Origin of the sequence: Streptomyces mobaraensis (assembly GCF_020099395.1) — a bacterium.
Lineage (GTDB): Bacteria > Actinomycetota > Actinomycetes > Streptomycetales > Streptomycetaceae > Streptomyces.
Map to the genome: position 1 here is coordinate 2,747,478 of NZ_CP083590.1, position 18,528 is coordinate 2,766,005.

15 protein-coding genes are annotated in these 18,528 nt (G+C 71.3%); 10 read left to right on the forward strand and 5 right to left on the reverse strand.

Going from position 1 to position 18,528, the window contains the following annotated elements:
• Positions 1-24 precede the first annotated feature (24 nt).
• Positions 25-615 carry a malonic semialdehyde reductase gene (locus K7I03_RS11580; RefSeq protein WP_185941801.1) on the forward strand — a complete coding sequence of 197 codons (591 nt, stop codon included), beginning with the start codon at positions 25-27 and terminating at the stop codon, positions 613-615.
• Between the two features lie 106 nt (positions 616-721).
• Here K7I03_RS11580 and K7I03_RS11585 read toward each other — a convergent pair whose 3' ends face one another.
• Entirely contained in the window at positions 722-1,360 is a 639-nt protein-coding gene (locus tag K7I03_RS11585) for a DUF4245 domain-containing protein (RefSeq protein ID WP_313772144.1), read from the reverse strand.
• A gap of 210 nt (positions 1,361-1,570) precedes the next feature.
• Here K7I03_RS11585 and glpX point away from each other — a divergent pair, with 210 nt between their 5' ends.
• On the forward strand, positions 1,571-2,602 hold the full coding sequence (gene glpX / locus K7I03_RS11590; protein WP_185941802.1) for a class II fructose-bisphosphatase: 1,032 nt from the start codon (positions 1,571-1,573) through the stop codon (positions 2,600-2,602).
• A gap of 327 nt (positions 2,603-2,929) precedes the next feature.
• Here glpX and K7I03_RS11595 read toward each other — a convergent pair whose 3' ends face one another.
• A complete protein-coding gene (locus tag K7I03_RS11595; protein WP_004941922.1) occupies positions 2,930-3,235 on the reverse strand; it encodes a WhiB family transcriptional regulator in 306 nt (101 codons plus the stop codon).
• 259 nt (positions 3,236-3,494) lie between these two features.
• On the reverse strand, positions 3,495-4,148 hold the full coding sequence (locus tag K7I03_RS11600) for a DUF1707 SHOCT-like domain-containing protein (protein ID WP_185941880.1): 654 nt from the start codon (positions 4,146-4,148) through the stop codon (positions 3,495-3,497).
• A 217-nt stretch (positions 4,149-4,365) separates the two neighbouring features.
• Here K7I03_RS11600 and K7I03_RS11605 point away from each other — a divergent pair, with 217 nt between their 5' ends.
• Positions 4,366-6,051, forward strand: a complete 1,686-nt coding sequence (locus K7I03_RS11605) for a fumarate hydratase (protein WP_185941803.1) — start codon at positions 4,366-4,368, stop codon at positions 6,049-6,051.
• 232 nt (positions 6,052-6,283) lie between these two features.
• Here the strand turns inward: K7I03_RS11605 and K7I03_RS11610 are convergent, their stop codons facing one another.
• Positions 6,284-7,810 (reverse strand): ricin-type beta-trefoil lectin domain protein, encoded by a 1,527-nt coding sequence (locus tag K7I03_RS11610; RefSeq protein ID WP_185941804.1) that lies wholly within the window; start codon positions 7,808-7,810, stop codon positions 6,284-6,286.
• Positions 7,811-7,918: 108 nt separating this feature from the next.
• Between K7I03_RS11610 and K7I03_RS11615 the strand changes: the two genes are divergently transcribed.
• From K7I03_RS11615 to K7I03_RS11635, 5 genes are all read left to right on the forward strand, one after another.
• The gene (locus K7I03_RS11615; RefSeq protein WP_185941805.1) at positions 7,919-9,313 is read left to right on the forward strand and encodes a class II fumarate hydratase; all 1,395 of its coding nucleotides are present in this window, start codon (positions 7,919-7,921) and stop codon (positions 9,311-9,313) included.
• 76 nt (positions 9,314-9,389) lie between these two features.
• Positions 9,390-10,082, forward strand: coding sequence for a cytidylyl-2-hydroxypropylphosphonate hydrolase (fomD, locus tag K7I03_RS11620; RefSeq protein ID WP_185941806.1), 693 nt, complete (start codon positions 9,390-9,392; stop codon positions 10,080-10,082).
• Between the two features lie 155 nt (positions 10,083-10,237).
• On the forward strand, positions 10,238-10,918 hold the full coding sequence (locus K7I03_RS11625) for a class I SAM-dependent methyltransferase (protein ID WP_185941807.1): 681 nt from the start codon (positions 10,238-10,240) through the stop codon (positions 10,916-10,918).
• A gap of 115 nt (positions 10,919-11,033) precedes the next feature.
• Positions 11,034-13,013 carry a SpoIIE family protein phosphatase gene (locus K7I03_RS11630; protein WP_185941808.1) on the forward strand — a complete coding sequence of 660 codons (1,980 nt, stop codon included), beginning with the start codon at positions 11,034-11,036 and terminating at the stop codon, positions 13,011-13,013.
• Between the two features lie 136 nt (positions 13,014-13,149).
• Positions 13,150-14,637, forward strand: coding sequence for a catalase (locus K7I03_RS11635; protein ID WP_185941809.1), 1,488 nt, complete (start codon positions 13,150-13,152; stop codon positions 14,635-14,637).
• Between the two features lie 97 nt (positions 14,638-14,734).
• On the opposite strand, the gene K7I03_RS11640 is transcribed toward K7I03_RS11635, so the two are convergent.
• The gene (locus K7I03_RS11640) at positions 14,735-17,026 is read right to left on the reverse strand and encodes a transglycosylase domain-containing protein (protein ID WP_185941810.1); all 2,292 of its coding nucleotides are present in this window, start codon (positions 17,024-17,026) and stop codon (positions 14,735-14,737) included.
• Between the two features lie 204 nt (positions 17,027-17,230).
• On the opposite strand from K7I03_RS11640, the gene K7I03_RS11645 reads away from it, so the two are divergent.
• Complete coding sequence (locus tag K7I03_RS11645) at positions 17,231-18,181, forward strand: SPFH domain-containing protein (RefSeq protein WP_185941811.1); 951 nt, start codon at positions 17,231-17,233, stop codon at positions 18,179-18,181.
• Complete coding sequence (locus K7I03_RS11650) at positions 18,178-18,456, forward strand: hypothetical protein (RefSeq protein ID WP_185941812.1); 279 nt, start codon at positions 18,178-18,180, stop codon at positions 18,454-18,456. Before K7I03_RS11645 ends, K7I03_RS11650 begins: the two co-directional genes overlap by 4 nt.
• Positions 18,457-18,528 lie beyond the last annotated feature (72 nt).

An 18,528-nucleotide genomic window follows, 5' to 3' on the forward strand; every position in this document is an offset into this window, starting at 1 on the left:
AGCACAGCAAAGAAGGTCACCCCCATGACTCTCGCCCTGGACACCGCCGCGCAGGACCTGCTCTTCCGTGAGGCGCACACGGCCAACGCGTTCACCGACGAGCCCGTCTCCGACGAGCAGATGCAGGCGCTCTACGACCTGATCAAGTACGCCCCCACGGCGTTCAACCAGTCGCCCCTGCGCATCGTCCTGGTCCGCTCCGCGGAGGCCCGCGAGCGCCTCGTCGCCCACATGTCCGAGGGCAACCAGGCCAAGAGCAAGGCCGCGCCGCTGGTCGCGATCCTGGCCGCCGACAGCGAGTTCCACGAGGAGCTGCCGGCCCTGTTCCCGCACTTCCCGCAGGCCAAGGACGTCTTCTTCAGCGAGCGCCCGGTCCGTGAGAAGTCCGCGGAGCTGAACGCCGCGCTGCAGGCCGGCTACTTCATCCTGGGCGTCCGCGCCGCCGGCCTGGCCGCCGGCCCGATGACCGGCTTCGACGCCGCGGGCATCCAGAAGGAGTTCCTGGACGGCGACCACACCCCGATGCTCGTCGTCAACATCGGCAAGCCGTCGGAGGACGCCTACCGTCCGCGCTCCCCGCGCCTGGCCTACGACCAGGTCGTGTCGGTCGTCTGACCGGCGCATCGGTCGCCTGACCGGCGAGCCGCCGCAGCCTTCCAGGGGCCCCTCGTGGGCCCCTTCGGCATGTCCGGGCCTGTTGGGGGCGGCGCCGCCCCCGCGGTCAGCCCTTCGTCTTCCCGTCCGGCTTCCCGTCGGTCTTTCCGTCGGTCTTCCCGTCGGTCTTTCCGTCGGTCTTCCCGTCGGTCTTTCCGTCCGGCTTCCCGCCCGTCTTCCCGTCCCGGAGCGCGGCGGCCATCTCCACGAGCCGGCGGTCGGACGCGGTCCCGGCGACCACCGTCGTCGCCCCGTGCTCCGTCCGCACCAGGGCGTTGTACTTCTCGCCCTCGTAGCGCTGCCAGACGGTGTCGCCCACCCGCTGCGTCCGCTTCGTCGGCTCCGCGTGCTGCGTGGAGTCCTCGATGAAGTCGGCCGCCGGGCCGTCGCTCTGCTCGATCTGGACGTACTGGGTGTCCGGGTCGACGAAGCCCAGGTGCCACACCTTGCCCCCGCCGGGCTCCTGGCGGTACCAGACCGATGTCGCGCGCCAGTCGGCGCCGAGCCCCTCGGGGGCCACCACCGGGTACGGTGCCGCGCGCCGGGCGGAGGCGGTCTCCACCTGGTAAGCGACGGTCCTCACCGGATCGCGACCGCTGCCCTCGTGCGGGAGCAGCAGATAGCCCGTGCCCGCCACCGGAATCGTCACCGCCAGCGACAGCAGCATGTTGCGCGCCGTCTTGTTCTTCCCGTTCCTGCCTGCCACGCCCCCATCGTCCCCCATGACCTCGGCGATCATCACGCCGGAGGGGGTCACGGCCGCGTCGGGGCGGGTGGCGGGGCCTTGACGCCGCTCATGCGTGGGGTGCCCTGCTCATTCTCGAAATCAGCGGATAAAGTCATGGACACCCTCACCCTCCTGGCTCACCCGGCAGGGGGGACCCACGGCCGACCGCCGTACAGAAAGGTGCGCCCGATGACCGATCACCATCTCCCGTCCCAGCTTGAGGTCAGCCCGGAGGCCCCGGACCGCAACCTCGCCCTGGAGCTGGTCCGGGTGACCGAGGCGGGCGCCATGGCCTCGGGCCGCTGGGTCGGCCGCGGAGACAAGAACGGCGCCGACGGCGCCGCCGTCCGCGCCATGCGCGCGCTCATCCACACCGTGTCGATGAACGGCGTCGTCGTCATCGGCGAGGGCGAGAAGGACAACGCCCCGATGCTCTACAACGGTGAGCGCGTCGGCGACGGGACCGGCCCGGAGTGCGACGTGGCCGTGGACCCGGTGGACGGCACCACCCTGACCGCCAAGGGCATGGCCAACGCCGTCTCCGTACTCGCCGTCGCCGACCGCGGCTCGATGTTCGACCCCTCGGCCGTCTTCTACATGGACAAGCTGGTCACCGGCCCCGAGGCCGCGGACTACGTGGACATCAACGCCCCGGTGGCCGTGAACATCCGCCGGATCGCGAAGGCGAAGCGTTCCTCCCCCGAGGACGTCACGGTCGTCGTCCTCGACCGGCCGCGCCACGACGGCATCGTCAAGGAGATCCGCGAGGCGGGCGCCCGCATCAAGTTCATCTCCGACGGCGACGTGGCCGGCGCGATCATGGCGGCGCGCGAGGGCACCGGCGTCGACCTGCTGCTGGGCGTCGGCGGTACGCCCGAGGGCATCATCGCCGCCTGTGCCATCAAGTGCCTCGGCGGCACCATCCAGACGAAGCTGTGGCCCAAGGACGACGCCGAGCGGCAGCGGGCGATCGACGCCGGGCACGACCTGGACCGGGTGCTCTGCACCGACGACCTGGTCAGCGGCGACAACGTCTTCTTCGTCGCCACCGGCATCACCGACGGCGAACTGCTGCGCGGCGTGCGCTACCGCGCGGAGACGGCGACCACGCAGTCGCTGGTCATGCGGTCCAAGTCGGGGACGATCCGGCAGATCGACTCGGTGCACCGGCTCTCGAAGCTCCGGGCGTACAGCGCGATCGACTTCGAGCGGCCCAGCTGAACCCACTTCGCGCGGACCGGATCGGGCCCAAGCGGAACGGCCGGATCGGGCCCAAGCGGGCCGGCCGGATCGAGTCCGGGCGGGCCGGCCGGATCGAGTCCAGGCGGAACGGCCGCATCCGCTACGAGCGGACCGGCGGCGCCGAGCGACCCGGCCGGCCGGACAGCCCGAGCGGTCAGGTCAGCCAAAGCCGTCCGCGCGGTCCGGCTGGAACTCGGCCCCGGGAAGCGGCTCGCCGCCCGTCCCCGGACGCCGGACGGGCGGGGGCCATGCGGATCGGATCCGTCACGGCCGGCCCGTCCGGCGTCCGGGAACCCGGGGCGTCCGCTATCCCGCCGCGGCCACCCGGGTGGAGCGCTGGAGCTCCGCGTCCCGGCGCCGCCGGCGGGCGAGCACGACGCGGCGCTCGGCGGCGGTGAGGCCGCCCCACACGCCGTACGGCTCGGGCTGGAGCAGTGCGTGCTCCCGGCACTCGACCATCACGGGGCAGCGCGCGCAGACGCGTTTGGCGGCCTCCTCGCGGGACAGACGTGCCGCCGTGGGCTCCTTCGACGGTGCGAAGAACAGACCGGCTTCATCCCGGCGGCACACCGCCTCCGAATGCCAGGGGCCGGCCTGATCCCGCGCGGACATCCGCGGCGACGGTACGGCGGCTTCCTGCAGGGGCTGATGCGGTAGCAGCACGGTCCACTCCTGACGACGGCTTTGCTCGGCCGGTTGAGTCACCCTTGCCCGTCTCACCCTGCACGGCCCCTGTCCGACAGTCGCACCCGCAGCCGTACGAGAGACGATGCACCAAGCTTTACCCGCTGTGCGCGTGCTTATTCACACCGTTGCCATGACCGGAATCCCGTCCGTCACCCCCGCCCCCTCCCCGCCGGGCGCGGGGCGGTCAGCCGGCCGCGCGGAGGTCCTTGACCCGCTTGCCCCGACGGGCCTTGGCCACGACTCCGCCGAACAGCGCCCAGCCGGTCACCACGACCACGGGGGCGCCCTCGTCGGGCGACTCGTACCCGTCGACGTCGAAGCCGCCGAAGACGCCCGTGCCGGTGCAGCGCAGCGAGACGTTCTCCGGGACCTTGATGTCGACGCCGCCGAAGAGGGCCCAGCTGCTGATGACCACCGTGCGCTGCTCGAAGAGCGCCTCGGTGAGGTCGATCTCCACGCCGCCGAACAGCGCGAACGCGTTCAGCCTGGCGCCCGCGCGCCAGCGGCCCCGGCGGCCGGCGCCGCCGAAGACGGCTATCAGGTTCTCCGCGGGGGCGGCCGGTGCGTGGGGTCCCGGGTACGGGCGGTGGGCGGCGGCGGGCCGGGCGGCGCCGGCCGGCAGGTCCCGGACCAGCGGCTCCAGCTCGCCGACCGTACGGGCCCGGTAGACGGCGTCGACGCGGTCGGCGTGCTCGTCCGGGGTGAGCCGGCCCTCGGCCAGCGCCTCGCGCAGGATGTCCGCCGTCCGGTCGCGGTCCGCGTCGGACGCGCGCAGGGCCGGCCCGGCGGGCGCGGCGGGCGCGACCGGTGCCGCGGCGGGGGTCTTGGTCAGGGGCACTCGGCGCTTCTCCAGCGATGACTCGTCCACGGACACCAGCCTAGCGACTCGCGATAGATCGCGACAGGGGCGCGGGTGCGGAGACGCCCGGGCCGCTGTTGTGAGGGCAACCTCACCGGCCCGCCGCCCGCCCGGCGGCCTACCCTGAGAGACGCCGACGGTCCCCCCGGACCCGTCCGGCACTCCCAACCCGCAGAGTGAGTGAGGAATCGCCGCGATGTCTGACCGGTCAGTCCCCCCAGGGTTCGCCTACACGGATCTGCTGCCCCTGGGCGAGGACGAGACGCCGTACCGACTGATCACCTCCGAGGGCGTGTCCACGTTCGAGGCGGACGGACGCACGTTCCTCAAGGTGGAGCCCACGGCGCTGCGCCGGCTCGCGGAAGAGGCGATCCACGACATCCAGCACTACCTGCGCCCCGCGCACCTCGCCCAGCTGCGGAAGATCGTCGACGACCCCGAGGCGTCGTCCAACGACAAGTTCGTCGCCCTGGACCTGCTGAAGAACGCCAACATCGCCGCCGCGGGCGTGCTCCCGATGTGCCAGGACACCGGCACGGCGATCGTCATGGGCAAGCGCGGCCAGAACGTCCTCACCGAGGGCGGTGACGAGGAGGCGCTCTCCCTCGGCATCTTCGACGCCTACACCAAGCTCAACCTGCGCTACTCGCAGATGGCGCCGCTCACCATGTGGGAGGAGAAGAACACCGGCTCCAACCTCCCGGCGCAGATCGAGCTGTACGCGACGGACGGCGGCGCCTACAAGTTCCTCTTCATGGCCAAGGGCGGCGGCTCGGCCAACAAGTCCTTCCTCTACCAGGAGACGAAGGCCGTGCTCAACGAGGCGAGCATGATGAAGTTCCTGGAGGAGAAGATCCGTTCGCTGGGCACGGCCGCGTGCCCGCCGTACCACCTCGCGATCGTCGTGGGCGGCACCAGCGCCGAGTACGCGCTGAAGACCGCCAAGTACGCGTCCGCGCACTACCTCGACGAGCTGCCCGAGGAGGGCTCCCCGCTCGGCCACGGCTTCCGGGACAAGGAGCTGGAGGAGAAGGTCTTCGAGCTGACGCAGAAGATCGGCATCGGCGCGCAGTTCGGCGGCAAGTACTTCTGCCACGACGTGCGCGTGGTGCGGCTGCCGCGGCACGGCGCGTCCTGCCCGGTGGCCATCGCCGTGTCCTGCTCGGCCGACCGGCAGGCCGTCGCGAAGATCACCGCCGAGGGCGTCTTCCTGGAGCAGCTGGAGACGGACCCGGCGCGGTTCCTGCCGGACACCACGGACGAGCAGCTCGCCGAGGAGGGCGACGTCGTGCGCGTCGACCTCAACCGGCCCATGGACGAGATCCTCGCCGAGCTGACGAAGTACCCGGTCAAGACGCGGCTGTCGCTGAACGGGCCGCTGGTCGTGGCGCGGGACATCGCGCACGCGAAGATCAAGGAGCGGCTGGACGCGGGCGAGGAGATGCCGCAGTACCTGCGCGATCACCCGGTCTACTACGCGGGCCCGGCCAAGACCCCCGAGGGCTATGCCTCGGGCTCCTTCGGGCCGACCACGGCCGGACGGATGGACTCGTACGTCGAGCAGTTCCAGGCGGCGGGCGGGTCGAAGGTGATGCTCGCCAAGGGGAACCGGTCGAAGCAGGTCACGGAGGCGTGCGCCGCGCACGGTGGGTTCTACCTCGGGTCGATCGGCGGGCCGGCGGCCCGGCTCGCCCAGGACTGCATCAAGAAGGTCGAGGTCGTCGAGTACGAGGAGCTCGGGATGGAGGCGGTGTGGAGGATCGAGGTGGAGGACTTCCCGGCGTTCATCGTCGTCGACGACAAGGGGAATGACTTCTTCCAGGATCCGGCGCCGGCGTCTCCGACGTTTACCTCGATCCCGGTGCGGGGGCCTGGGCTGTAGGTGGGTTCGCCCCGGTCCCTCCCCCAGAGGGGGGACCCCCACTTCGCCGATTCCCGGGGGCAAGCCCCCGGACCCCCAAACCGCGCTCCGCGCGGTTGTCCTCAAACGCCGGACAGGCTGACTATTCAGCCCGTCCGGCGTTTGAGGACGAGCGGCGGAGCCGCGAAAAAGGGGGTCTGGGGCGCAGCCCCAGGAAGCGGCGAAAGGGCGGGACCGGGGCTCACCCCCGCCGTCAGGCGAAGCTCTGGCTCCGCGACCCGTCGCACCGCTGCAGCCGCACCGGGTCCTTCGCCGACGCGAGCGTCAGGCACAGGTCCGGTGCCGCCGCCGGGCGGAACGTTCCTCCGGAACGCGTGAAGCGCTGGTTGTCGCCGCCGTGGCAGTTCCACAGGGCGACGGCGGTGCCGGCCGCGTACGTGCCGCCCGGGACGTCGACGCACCGGTCGTGGGAGAGGGCGGTCCGCAACGACCCGCGCCCCGCGTCGTACCACCACTGCTGATTGCGGTTCCCGGTGCAGTCCCAGCCGCCGACGGCCGTCCCGTTGCGCGACGAAGCGCCGTAGGCGTCCACGCAGGTGCCGGTCGCGTCGTTGCGCAGCGGCCGGTACGCGTCGTCCCAGGCGCCGCCGTACAGCTCGGGCTTCCCGGTGCTCGCCGGGTCGGCGCAGCCCGCCTCGCGGCGGTCGGCGGCGTAGAACGCGCTCAGGCAGGCGGCGAAGGCGGCGTGGCCGCGGATGTTGGGGTGGAAGGACTGGCGGACGGAGTTGGAGTCCGGCGGGACGGGGTTGGAGAGGTCGATGTACAGTCCGCGGGCCCAGGCGTCGTCCATGCAGACCTCGTGGCCGTGGAAGAGGCGCGAGTTGTCCAGGAAGAAGGCGCCGCTCTCGCGGGCGGCCCGGCGCATGCCACGTTCGAAGGCGGGGACGGCGGTGTTGCGGCCCCAGGCGGCGTCCGAGGTGTAGCCGACGCAGCCGCCCGGGAGTTTGCCGGGGTAGTTGGGGTTGTCCTCGATGTCGGGGCCGATGGGGCTCGGGTAGCCCATGACGACGAGTTTGTAGTCGCCGTCGGCGTAGCCGGCGTCGCGCATCACGGTGCGCAGGTCGCGGACGGTCTGCTCGACCTTGGGGACGAGGCCGTCGACGCGGGCCTGCCAGCCGGGGTCGTACTTCGGCTCGCAGGTGCCCTGGAGGGTGAGGTAGCGGGTGACGCAGTCGGTCATGACCGGGCCGAACTGGAGGTCGTCGTTGGCGCCGGCGACGAGCAGGACCATCTTGACGCGGGTGTTGCGCGCCTTGACGGCGAGGTTGTCGCTCTGGACCAGCTCGTCCGCGTACTGCTTGGTGCCGCCGATGCGGATGTTGGCGGTGGTGGCGCCGGAGCAGGCGACGTTGTAGGTGACGTCGGCGGGGATCGTGGTGCGGTGGATGGCGGCCTCGGGCGAGCGGTGGCACCAGTTGTCCGGGCCGCTGGTGCCGGGTTCGTAGGTGCCGACGCCCTCGCCGGATATCTCGCTGTCACCCAGGGACAGCAGGGAGGTCTTGCGTTCGGCGAGCGGGCGTTCGGCGGCGTCGCCGTAGAGCTTGACGGCCTCGGCGGCCCGGATCTTCTCCAGCTCGGGTGAGAGCGGAGTGGTGGCCGTGACGGCGGTGGCGGCGTGGGCGGTACTACCGGTGGCCATGGTTCCGGTCATGCCGCCGAACGCGGCTGCGAAAGCCGCGACGGCCGCGAGAGAACAGCGCAGGGTGGGTCTGCGTGTCATGGAGCCTCCCCGATTCCTGTTGTTACTCGCGGTATTTACTGGCTGGTAGTGGTGTTCGGGAACACGGTGAACCGGCCAAACGCTGTACTCCACAGGAGGTAAGTGACGATGACCGAGAGCGATCAGTACCGGATCGAGCACGACTCGATGGGTGAGGTGCGCGTCCCCGCCCAGGCCAAGTGGCGGGCGCAGACCCAGCGGGCCGTGGAGAACTTCCCGGTCAGCGGGCAGCGGCTGGAGCGGGCGCACATCGAGGCGCTAGCCCGGATCAAGGCGGCCGCCGCCAAGGTCAACGCCGAGCTGGGCGTGGTCGACAAGGAGGTGGCGGAGGCCATCGCCGCCGCCGCGGCCGAGGTCGCCGAGGGGCGCTGGGACGAGCACTTCCCGGTCGACGTCTTCCAGACCGGATCCGGCACCTCCTCCAACATGAACACCAACGAGGTCGTCGCCACCCTCGCCAGCGAGCGCCTGGGCCGGGACGTGCACCCCAACGACCACGTCAACGCCAGCCAGTCGTCCAACGACGTCTTCCCGTCCTCGATCCACATCGCCGCCACGGCCGCCGTCACCCGTGAGCTGATCCCGGCGCTGGAGCACCTGGCGGCGGCGCTGGAGCGCAAGGCCGAGGAGTTCGCCGAGGTCGTCAAGTCGGGCCGGACGCACCTGATGGACGCCACGCCGGTGACGCTCGGCCAGGAGTTCGGCGGGTACGCGGCGCAGGTCCGGTACGGCGTCGAGCGGCTGCGCTCCTCGCTGCCGCGGCTGGCCGAACTCCCGCTGGGCGGCACGGCGGTGGGCACCGGCATCAACACCCCGGCGGGCTTCTCCGCCGCCGTCATCGCGGAGGTCGCCCGGGCCACCGGGCTGCCGCTCACCGAGGCCCGCGACCACTTCGAGGCGCAGGGCGCGCGCGACGGGTTGGTGGAGACCAGCGGCCAGCTGCGGACGATCGCCGTCGGCCTCACGAAGATCGCCAACGATCTGCGCTGGATGTCCTCGGGGCCGCGCACGGGTCTGGCCGAGATCAGCCTTCCCGACCTCCAGCCGGGCTCCTCGATCATGCCGGGCAAGGTCAACCCGGTGATCCCGGAGGCCGTGCTGATGGTGGCCGCCCAGGTGATCGGCAACGACGCGACGGTGGCGACGGCGGGCGCCGCGGGCAACTTCGAGTTGAACGTGATGCTGCCGGTAATGGCGAAGAACCTGCTGGAGTCGGTGCGGCTGCTCGGCAACGCGGCGCGGCTGCTGGCCGACCGGACGGTCGACGGGATCACGGCGAACGTGGAGCGGGCGCGGGAGTACGCCGAGTCGTCCCCCTCGGTGGTCACGCCGCTGAACCGGTACATCGGGTACGAGGAGGCGGCGAAGGTCGCCAAGAAGTCGCTGGCGGAGCGGAAGACGATCCGTCAGGTGGTGCTCGACGAGGGGTACGTCGAGCGCGGCCTGCTGACCATGGAGCAGCTCGACGAGGCCCTGGACGTGCTGCGGATGACGCGGCCGTAACGCGGGATCCGAACGGCCGTTGCCCGTGCGGTACACATCACGGCACGGGCCCGGCCCCGCCCCCTAAGATCTGCGCATGGCAGCGGAGACAGCGGACACCAGGACCACGGCAGGCTCCGCGGGCGGTTTCTGGGCGCCCGGCGACCGGATCCTCTGGCGGTACCGCGCCAACGCCGAGGACCGGGTGCACATCTGCCGGCCGGTGACGGTCGTCCAGGACACCGCGGACCTGCTCGCCGTCTGGGTGGCGCCGGGGACGGCGTGCGTCCGGCCCGTGCTCGCCGACGGCAGACCCCCGTACCAGGAGCCCCTGGCGACCCGTTACACCAAGCCGCGTACCACCAGCGTCGACGCCTGGTCCGGGACGGGCGTGCTCAAGCTGGCCCGGCCCGGCGAGCCCTGGTCGGTCTGGCTCTTCTGGGACCTCGACTGGAGGTTCAGGAACTGGTACGTGAATCTTGAGGAACCGCTCGCGCGCTGGGCCGGCGGGGTCGACTCCGAGGACCACTTCCTGGACATCGCCGTCTACCCGGACCGCAGTTGGGAGTGGAAGGACGAGGACGAGTTCGCGCAGGCGCAGCGGGTGGGCCTGATGTCGGCCGCCCGGGCCGAGGAGGTGCGGGCCGCCGGGCACGCGGCGGTCGAGCGGATCGAGGCGTGGGGCGCCCCGTTCGCCTCCGGCTGGGAGCACTGGCGGCCCGACCCCGCGTGGCCGGTGCCGGAGCTCCCGGACGACTGGGGGCGCACTCCGGCGCACCTGCGGGCGTGAAGCGCTTGCCGTCGCCCTGCGGGGCAACCGTAGGATCGTCCTCCGCGCCCCCTTACGCGTCGCCGACCGGCAACGCACCAGGCGCGACACGGAAAGTGACAGTCAGTCAGGCATTAGACAGGCACCAGTCAGGCAGCAGGCGGAAGGGCGGAGCGGTGAGCGGTGACCACATCCGGCGGGCCTACGACGGCTACGCCCCCGCGGGCCTGGACCGCAGCGGGCAGGCCGAGGCGTTCGACGCCATCGGCGACCGGTACGACGAGGCGTTCCCGCACAAGGAGGGCCAGCTCGCGTCCGGCGCCTGGCTCGCGGAGTCGCTGCCGGCCGGCTCCCGGATCCTCGACGTCGGCTGCGGCACCGGCCTCCCGACGGCCCGGCAGCTGGTGGAGGCGGGGCACGACGTGGTGGGTGTCGACCTGTCCGCCGGGATGCTCGACCTGGCCCGCGCCCACGTCCCCGGCGCGGAGTTCCACCAGGCCGACCTGGCCGACCTGCGGGACGGACGGCTGGGGACCTTCGACGGCGTCGCGGCCTTCTTCGCGCTGCTGATGCTGCCGCGCCCGGAGATACCGCACGCGCTGCGGATGCTGCACGGGCTGCTGAGACCCGGGGGGCTGATGGCTCTCTCGATGGTGGAGGCGGACGTGGACGACTATGCGATACCGTTCCTCGGTAACACGATTCGGGTATCGGGTTACCTGCGCGACGAGTTGCGGGAGGTCGTCCGCGAGGCGGGGTTCGAGATCGTCGGGGAGAACTCGCTGGCCTACGCCCCGCTGAGCACGGATGTCCCGCCCGAGATCCAGCTCTTCCTCAATCTGCGACGCGCCGCCTGACCATGGTGCGCCCTGTGCGACCGGGCTCGACGCCCCGACGGATGGAACCCCACGCGTGACGGAGCAGACCGACTCCCACGGAGGACAGCGGAATGCCGCAGTCCGGCATAGCCCCGTGCCGACGCCCTCACCGGCCCCCGCGCCGGCGCCCGCCTCGGCCGAAGCGCCACGCCCCCGCCCCGGCGGTGCCGCCGGCGACGCTCCCGGCGACCGGCCCGACGACGGGCTGCCGCTGCCGCGCGGGGCGCGGCCCGTACGGCCCGTCGTGAGCGCCTCCGAGGCGGCCGGACCGCCCGGCGGCACGGGCCCCGCGGCCGGGCAGCACCCCGGCGGCAGCGGAGAGCGGCTGCGCTTCGTCGGCGCCGCCACCCGCAGGATCGCCCGCGGCATCGACCTGGACGAGATCGTGCTCGGCCTCTGCCGGGCCACCGTGCCGACCTTCGCCGACGCCATCCTCGTCTATCTGCGCGACCCGCTGCCGGTGGGCGACGAGCGGCCCGTCGGCCCCGTCGTGCTGCGGCTGCGCCGCACCGACCGGCTCCCCGAGTACGCGCGCGGCATGGGCACGGACAGCGTCTGGCCGCCGGAGGCACCCGTGTCGCCGGAGGGGACCCGGTCCGGCTCGGCCGACTCCCCCGGCCTGGGCCTGGAGCTCGCCGACGAGGCGGCCGAGCGCTGCGAGGTGCGCATAGGCGGGCCGCTCGCGGAGGTGCTGCGGGGTGTCCGGCCGGTCTTCGGGGACTCCTCGGCCGCGCGGGCGGCCCTGCCCGAACTGCTGGGCGAGGACCGGCACGTACCGCAGCGGCGGCGGACGATCCTCGCGCCGCTGCGCGGCCGCCGCCGGGTGATCGGCGCCGCGGTCTTCATCCGCCGCCCCGACCGGGCGGCGTTCGAGGGCGACGACCTGCTGGTGGCCGCGCAGCTGGCCACCCACACCGCGCTCGGCGTGGACAAGGCCGTGCTCTACGGCCGCGAGGTGTACATCGCGGACGAGCTCCAGCGCACCATGCTCCCCGACTCCCTCCCGCAGCCCACCGGTGTCCGGCTCGCCAGCCGCTACCTCCCGGCCGCGGAGACCGCCCGGGTGGGCGGCGACTGGTACGACGCGATCCCGCTGCCCGGCAACCGCATCGCGCTGGTCGTCGGCGACGTGATGGGCCACTCCATGACGTCCGCCGCGATCATGGGCCAGCTGCGCACCACCGCGCAGACCCTGGCGGGCCTGGACCTGCCGCCGCAGGAGGTGCTGCACCACCTCGACGAGCAGGCCCAGCGGCTGGGTTCCGACCGGATGGCGACCTGCCTCTACGCGGTCTACGACCCGGTCTCGCACCGCATCGTGATCGCCAACGCGGGCCACCCGCCGCCCATCATGCTGCACCGCGGCGGCCGCGCGGAGGTGCTCCGGGTGCCGCCGGGCGCGCCGATCGGCGTGGGCGGGGTGGACTTCGAGGCCGTCGAGCTGGACGCGCCCGCCGGGGCCACGCTGCTCCTCTACACGGACGGGCTCGTCGAGTCGCGGATCCGGGACGTGTGGACGGGCATAGAGCAGCTGCGTGAGCGCCTCATCGACACCGCCCGCCTCACCGGCCCCAACCCGCCGCCGCTGGAGCCCCTGTGCGACGAGGTGCTGGGCATGCTCGGCCCGGGCGACCGGGACGACGACATCGCCCTGCTCGCCGCCCGCTTCGAGGGCATAGCCCCCAGCGACGTCGCGTACTGGTTCCTCGATCCGCGCCCGCAGACCGCCCGCCAGGCCCGCCGGCTCGCCCGCCGGGCGCTGGACCGCTGGGGCCTGACCGAGCTCACGGACGCGGTGGAGCTGCTGGTCAGCGAGGTGATCACCAACGCCGTCCGGTACGCGGAGCGGCCGATCACCCTGCGCCTGCTGCGGACGGACGTCCTCCGCTGCGAGGTCGGCGACGACGTGCCGCAACTGCCGCGGCTGCGGCAGGCCCGGCCGTCGGACGAGGGCGGACGCGGGCTGTACCTGGTGAACAAGCTGGCCCGGCGGTGGGGTGCGACCCGGCTGAGCACGGGCAAGGTGGTGTGGTTCGAGCTGGGGCTGCCCGGTCCGTCCGCTCAGGGGCACTGACCGCAGGGAACCGGCCAAGGTCGGGCGGGGTTCGGGGACCGTGTTGCCGAACCCGGCGCGGGCGGAGTTGACTTGCCCGGTGCGGAGGGCGGCGAGGGCGCCGCCCTCACCTCGTCCGTCGCGGGAGGCGTCTTCCATGACCGAATCGGCGCACGGTACTCCGGACACGAACGGTGCGAATACTCCGTACACCACGAACAACGTCGGCATCCCCGTGGAGAGCGACGAACACTCGCTCACCATCGGCGACACCGGCCCCATCCTTCTCCAGGACCACTATCTGATCGAGAAGATGGCCCAGTTCAACCGGGAGCGGGTCCCCGAGCGGGTGGTCCACGCCAAGGGCGGCGGCGCCTACGGCACGTTCCGGGTGACCAACGACGTCAGCCAGTTCACCAAGGCGGCCGTCTTCCAGCCGGGGGCCACGGTCGAGACACTGGTGCGGTTCTCGACGGTGGCGGGCGAGCAGGGGTCGCCGGACACCTGGCGCGACCCGCGCGGCTTCGCGGTCAAGTTCTACACCGAACAGGGCAATTACGATCTGGTCGGCAACAACACGCCGGTCTTCTTCGTCCGCGACCCGCAGAAGTTCCAGGACTTCATCCGCTCGCAGAAGCGCCGCCCCGACAACGGGCTGCGCGACAACGACATGCAGTGGGACTTCTGGACGCTCTCCCCCGAGTCGGCCCACCAGGTCGCCTGGCTGATGGGCGACCGCGGCGTCCCCCGCACCTGGCGGCACATGAACGGCTACGGCTCGCACACGTACCTGTGGGTCAACGGCGGCGGCGAGAAGCACTGGGTCAAGTACCACTTCACGTGCGACCAGGGCATCGAGTGCCTCACCCAGGAGGAGGCCGACCACCTGGCCGGCGAGGACCCCGACCGGCACCGCCGCGACCTCTGGCAGGCGATCGACGGCGGGGACGCCCCCTCGTGGACCCTGCACGTCCAGGTGATGCCGTTCGACGACGCCCCGGACTACCGCTTCAACCCCTTCGACCTCACCAAGGTGTGGCCGCACGGCGACTACCCGCTGATCGAGGTGGGGCGCCTCACCCTGGACCGCAACCCCGACGATTTCTTCGTCCACGTCGAGCAGGCCGCCTTCGAGCCGTCCAACCTGGTCCCCGGGATCGGCCCGTCCCCCGACAAGATGCTGCTCGGCCGCCTCTTCTCCTACCCCGACGCCCACCGCTACCGCGTCGGCCCCAACTACGCCCAGCTGCCGCCCAACCGCCCGCGCTCCGGCGTGAACTCGTACGCGAAGGACGGCCCGATGCGCTACGAGCCGTCGCGCACGGCCCGCCCGTACGCCCCCAACTCGTACGGCGGGCCGGCCGCCGACACCGCCCGGTTCGGGGACGTCGCCGGCTGGCACGCCTCGGGCGACATGGTCCGCGAGGCGTACCGGCTGCACCGCGAGGACGACGACTGGGGCCAGGCCGGCACCCTCGTCCGCCAGGTCTTCGACGACGCGGCCCGCGACCGCCTCGTCGCCACGGTCTCCGGCCACCTGCTGAACGGGGTGAGCGCGCCGGTGCTGAGCCGTGCGCTCCAGTACTGGCGCAACATCGACAAGGCGACCGGGGACCGCATCGCGGCGCGGGTGAACGGGGGCTGAGGCTCCTCCGGTTTCCGGGCACGACGAAGGGCCGTTCCCCTCACCATCGGGTAGAGGGGAACGGCCCTTGTCGTGTCAGGTCGGGTCCTGAGCGCGGCTACGGCAGGTTCAGCCCGCCGTCGTCACCGCCACCCGGGCCTCCCTGACCACCCGGGCCACCGGGGCCACCGGTGTCCGGCGGGCTGGGCCGGTTGGTGTGCGGCGGCTTGGACGGCGGCTTGGGCGGCGGCGTGTGCTTCGTCTCCCTGTCCGACGGTGTCGACGGCTTGTTCGGTGTCGACTTGGTCGGCGGCGGGGTGGACGGCGCGCGCGTGGTGGGCGGGGGCGTCGTCGGGGCCGTCGTCACGGGGGGAGCCGTGGTGGCCGGCGGCGGGGCTTCCGCGGTGGCGGCGCCGTTCTTGGTGTCGAGGTCGAACTCGGCGGTCGGGTTGTCGCCGAGCGCCTCGGACATGTAGGCGTCCCAGATCTTCGCCGGGAAGCCGCTGCCGTTGGTACGCTCCTCGCCGCCGACTCCGTAGAGCTTGGCGTGGTTGCCGTTGGCCTCCTCGCCGAAGAGGCCGACCGTGGTGACCAGGTCCGGGGTGTAGGCCGCGAACCAGGCCGAACGGTCCTCGTCGGAGGTACCGGTCTTGCCCGCGATCTGGTAGCGGTCGCTCCGGACGACCTTGCCCGTACCGTCCTTCTGCACCACGCTCTTCAGGATCGCCGTGACACCGTCCGCGGCGCCCCGGGAGATCGCGTCACCGCCGACCGCGCTGTCCAGGTCGATGTTCTGGCCGTTGCGGCTGATGGACTTGATGATGGTCGGCGTGACCTTCTTGCCGTGCGCGTCCAGCGAGGCGTAGGCCGCGGCCATGTGGAGCGGGCTCTGGCTCATCGCGCCGAGGGCCATGGAGGCGTGGGCGCCGAAGTCCCGGGCGTCACCGTTCATGCCGAGGTCCGTCGCGGTCTTCTTGACCTTCTCCAGACCGACGTCCACGGCCATCTGCGCGAAGACCGAGTTGACGGACTTCATCATCGACTCTTCGACGGTCTGCGGTCCGTAGGACTGCTGGTCCTCGTTCTCCGGGTGGTAACCCGTCGGGCCGTTGGGACCGACCACCATGCGCTCGTTGTCGCCGTTGTAGATGGTGTTGGCGTTGATCGGCTTGCCGTCCTGGGTCGTCGACCCGTTCTCCAGGGCGGAGGCGTAGATCAGCGGCTTGAACGTGGAGCCCGGCTGGTAGTCCTCACGGGTGGCGTTGGAGATCTGGTGCGTGGCCCACTCCTTGCCGCCGTACATGGCGACGATCTTGCCGGTTTTCGGATCCACGGAGACGGCGCCCGGCTGGACGTAGTTGTCGACCTTGCGGGTCTTGGGGCTCAGCTTGTCCCAGAGCTCGGTCTTGACCGCGCTCTCCAGCTGCTTCTGCTTCTTGGGGTCGATGCTCAGGGTGATCGTGTAACCACCGGCACCGATGTCCATGTTCTTCTTCTTGAGAATCTCCGAAGCCTGGTCCTGGGCCAGCTTGTAGAAGTACCCGTCCTGGCCCTTGAGTCCGGTGACCGCCTTCGGCTTCTTCACCTCGGGGAACTTCATCGTCTGGCGCTTGTCCTTCGCCAGCCAGTTCTTCTCGACCATCTTGTCGAGGACGTAGTTCCAGCGCTGCTTGGCGAGCTTCTTGCCCGTCTCGGTCCCCGTGACGACGTCGTACTGGCTCGGCGCCTGGAGCAGGGCGGCGAGGTAGGCCGACTCCTCGACGGAGAGTTTGTCGAGGTCCTTGTTGAAGTAGGCGTGCGAAGCGGCCTGGATGCCATAGGAGTTGCGGCCGAAGTAGCTCGTGTTCAGATAGCCCTCGAGGATCTTCTCCTTGGAGAGCTTGTTCTTGAGCTTCAGCGAGATGATGAGCTCGGTGACCTTACGGCTGACGGTCTGTCGCTGGTCGAGGTAGTAGTTCTTGACGTACTGCTGGGTGATCGTCGAACCACCCTGCTTGCCCTCGCCCATGACCGTCTTGAGGATGCCGCGGGTGGTGCCCATCAGGTCCACGCCCGAGTCGTCCCAGAAGTCCTTGTTCTCCGCCGCGATGACGGCGTTCTGGACGTTCTTCGGGATCTTCGAGAAGTCGACCATCTCGCGGTTGAACTCGCCGTCCCGCCTGATGACCCTGCCGTCGGGCATCTTGTACACCGTGGCCTGCGCCATCGCGGCGTGCTTGCCGTCGGTCGGCACGTCCACGTACAGGTACAGCGCAACGAAGGCACCCACGCCCAGGGCTATCAGCCCGAAGAAGTAGGCGAGCAGCTTCTTCCAGGTGAAAAAGCGGCGTATACCGGTCTTTTTGGGCTTTTTGCCCTTGGCGCTGCGGGCACTGCCCTTCTGCGCCCGTCGTGCTTCGGCTCGACCCATCTCTCCCGTAGCTCCACTCTGTCCGCCCCCAACCAGCTCACGAAGCTAACACCGCAAGTGTGACCAAAGGCCCATCGATCAAGGGTTTGGCGCACGTGACATATAGCACCCCGGAGGACGGAACCCGGGTGCGGCGCGATGCGGGAAACCGTACAGGGCGATAAACTGATATCAGATTGCTAGACACCACTCAGGGGGACAGCCATGCCCGAAGCACCGCTCGACACCACCGCCGCGATCCCGGCCACCACACCCGCGCCGCCGCCCGTCCGCGAGTTCCCGGCCAGGGACATCGGGGGCGGACTCGCCCTGCTGCTGGGGCTGCTGGGACTGCTGGCCGGTGTGGGGCTGGTCATCCTGGGCGCCGGGCTCGGGGCGGACGGGAACGGGGGCGCGGCCGGCGGCCTCATCGCGTGCGGGGTGGTCGTCGGACTCGGCGCGATCATCGCCATGTGCGGGCTGAACACCATCGCCCCCGGCGAGACCCGCGTCGTCCAGCTCTTCGGCCGCTACCGCGGCACCATCCGCACCGAGGGCCTGCGCTGGGTCAACCCGTTCACCAGCCGGGAGAAGATCTCCACCCGGGTGCGCAACCACGAGACCGCCGTCATGAAGGTCAACGACGCCTACGGCAACCCGATCGAGCTGGCGGCGGTCGTGGTGTGGCAGGTCGAGGACACCGCGCAGGCACGGTTCGCGGTGGAGGACTTCCAGGAGTTCGTCTCCGTCCAGACCGAGGCGGCCGTCCGGCACATCGCCATCGAGTACCCCTACGACGCCCATGACGAGGCGGCGCTGTCGCTGCGCGGCAACGCCGAGGAGATCACCGAGAAGCTGGCCGTCGAGCTGCACGCCCGGGTGGCGGCGGCGGGCGTCCGGATCGTCGAGTCGCGGTTCACGCACCTCGCCTACGCTCCGGAGATCGCCTCCGCGATGCTCCAGCGGCAGCAGGCCGGCGCGGTCGTCGCCGCCCGGCAGATGATCGTCGAGGGTGCGGTCGGCATGGTCGAGCAGGCCCTGGCCCGCATCAACGAGCAGGGCATCGTGGAGCTGGACGAGGAGCGGAAGGCGGCGATGGTGAGCAACCTGATGGTGGTGCTGTGCGGGGACCGGGCCGCACAGCCCGTCCTCAACACCGGCACCCTGTACCAGTGACGGACGACCTGCCACCCCAAGGACGGCCGCGGCAGCGCAAGCAGGTGCTGCTGCGGCTCGACCCTCTGGTCCACGACGCGCTCTCGCGCTGGGCCGCCGAGGAGCTGCGCAGCGCCAACGCGCAGATCGAGTTCCTGCTGCGCAAGGCCCTGGCCGAGGCCGGCCGGCTGCCCCGGAACGTCGGCGCGATCCGCCGGCCCGGGCGTCCCGCCGCGTCGGAGGAGGGCCGGGAGGAACCTCGCGAGGAACGGCGGGGAACCGAATCCGGCGGCTGAGGCGTCTGGACCGACGACGGCGGTAGCGGCCGTTCCGGATGAACCGGCTGTACACCGCGTCTATACACCCAA

What these genes read in the sequence shown, in the direction of transcription:
- K7I03_RS11580 (WP_185941801.1), top strand. Translation starts at nt 25, where the DNA reads ATGACTCTCGCCCTGGACACCGCCGCGCAGGACCTGCTCTTCCGTGAG.
- glpX (WP_185941802.1), top strand. Translation starts at nt 1,571, where the DNA reads ATGACCGATCACCATCTCCCGTCCCAGCTTGAGGTCAGCCCGGAGGCC.
- K7I03_RS11595 (WP_004941922.1), bottom strand. Translation starts at nt 3,235, where the DNA reads ATGTCCGCGCGGGATCAGGCCGGCCCCTGGCATTCGGAGGCGGTGTGC.
- K7I03_RS11605 (WP_185941803.1), top strand. Translation starts at nt 4,366, where the DNA reads ATGTCTGACCGGTCAGTCCCCCCAGGGTTCGCCTACACGGATCTGCTG.
- K7I03_RS11610 (WP_185941804.1), bottom strand. Translation starts at nt 7,810, where the DNA reads ATGACACGCAGACCCACCCTGCGCTGTTCTCTCGCGGCCGTCGCGGCT.
- K7I03_RS11615 (WP_185941805.1), top strand. Translation starts at nt 7,919, where the DNA reads ATGACCGAGAGCGATCAGTACCGGATCGAGCACGACTCGATGGGTGAG.
- fomD (WP_185941806.1), top strand. Translation starts at nt 9,390, where the DNA reads ATGGCAGCGGAGACAGCGGACACCAGGACCACGGCAGGCTCCGCGGGC.
- K7I03_RS11635 (WP_185941809.1), top strand. Translation starts at nt 13,150, where the DNA reads ATGACCGAATCGGCGCACGGTACTCCGGACACGAACGGTGCGAATACT.
- K7I03_RS11640 (WP_185941810.1), bottom strand. Translation starts at nt 17,026, where the DNA reads ATGGGTCGAGCCGAAGCACGACGGGCGCAGAAGGGCAGTGCCCGCAGC.
- K7I03_RS11645 (WP_185941811.1), top strand. Translation starts at nt 17,231, where the DNA reads ATGCCCGAAGCACCGCTCGACACCACCGCCGCGATCCCGGCCACCACA.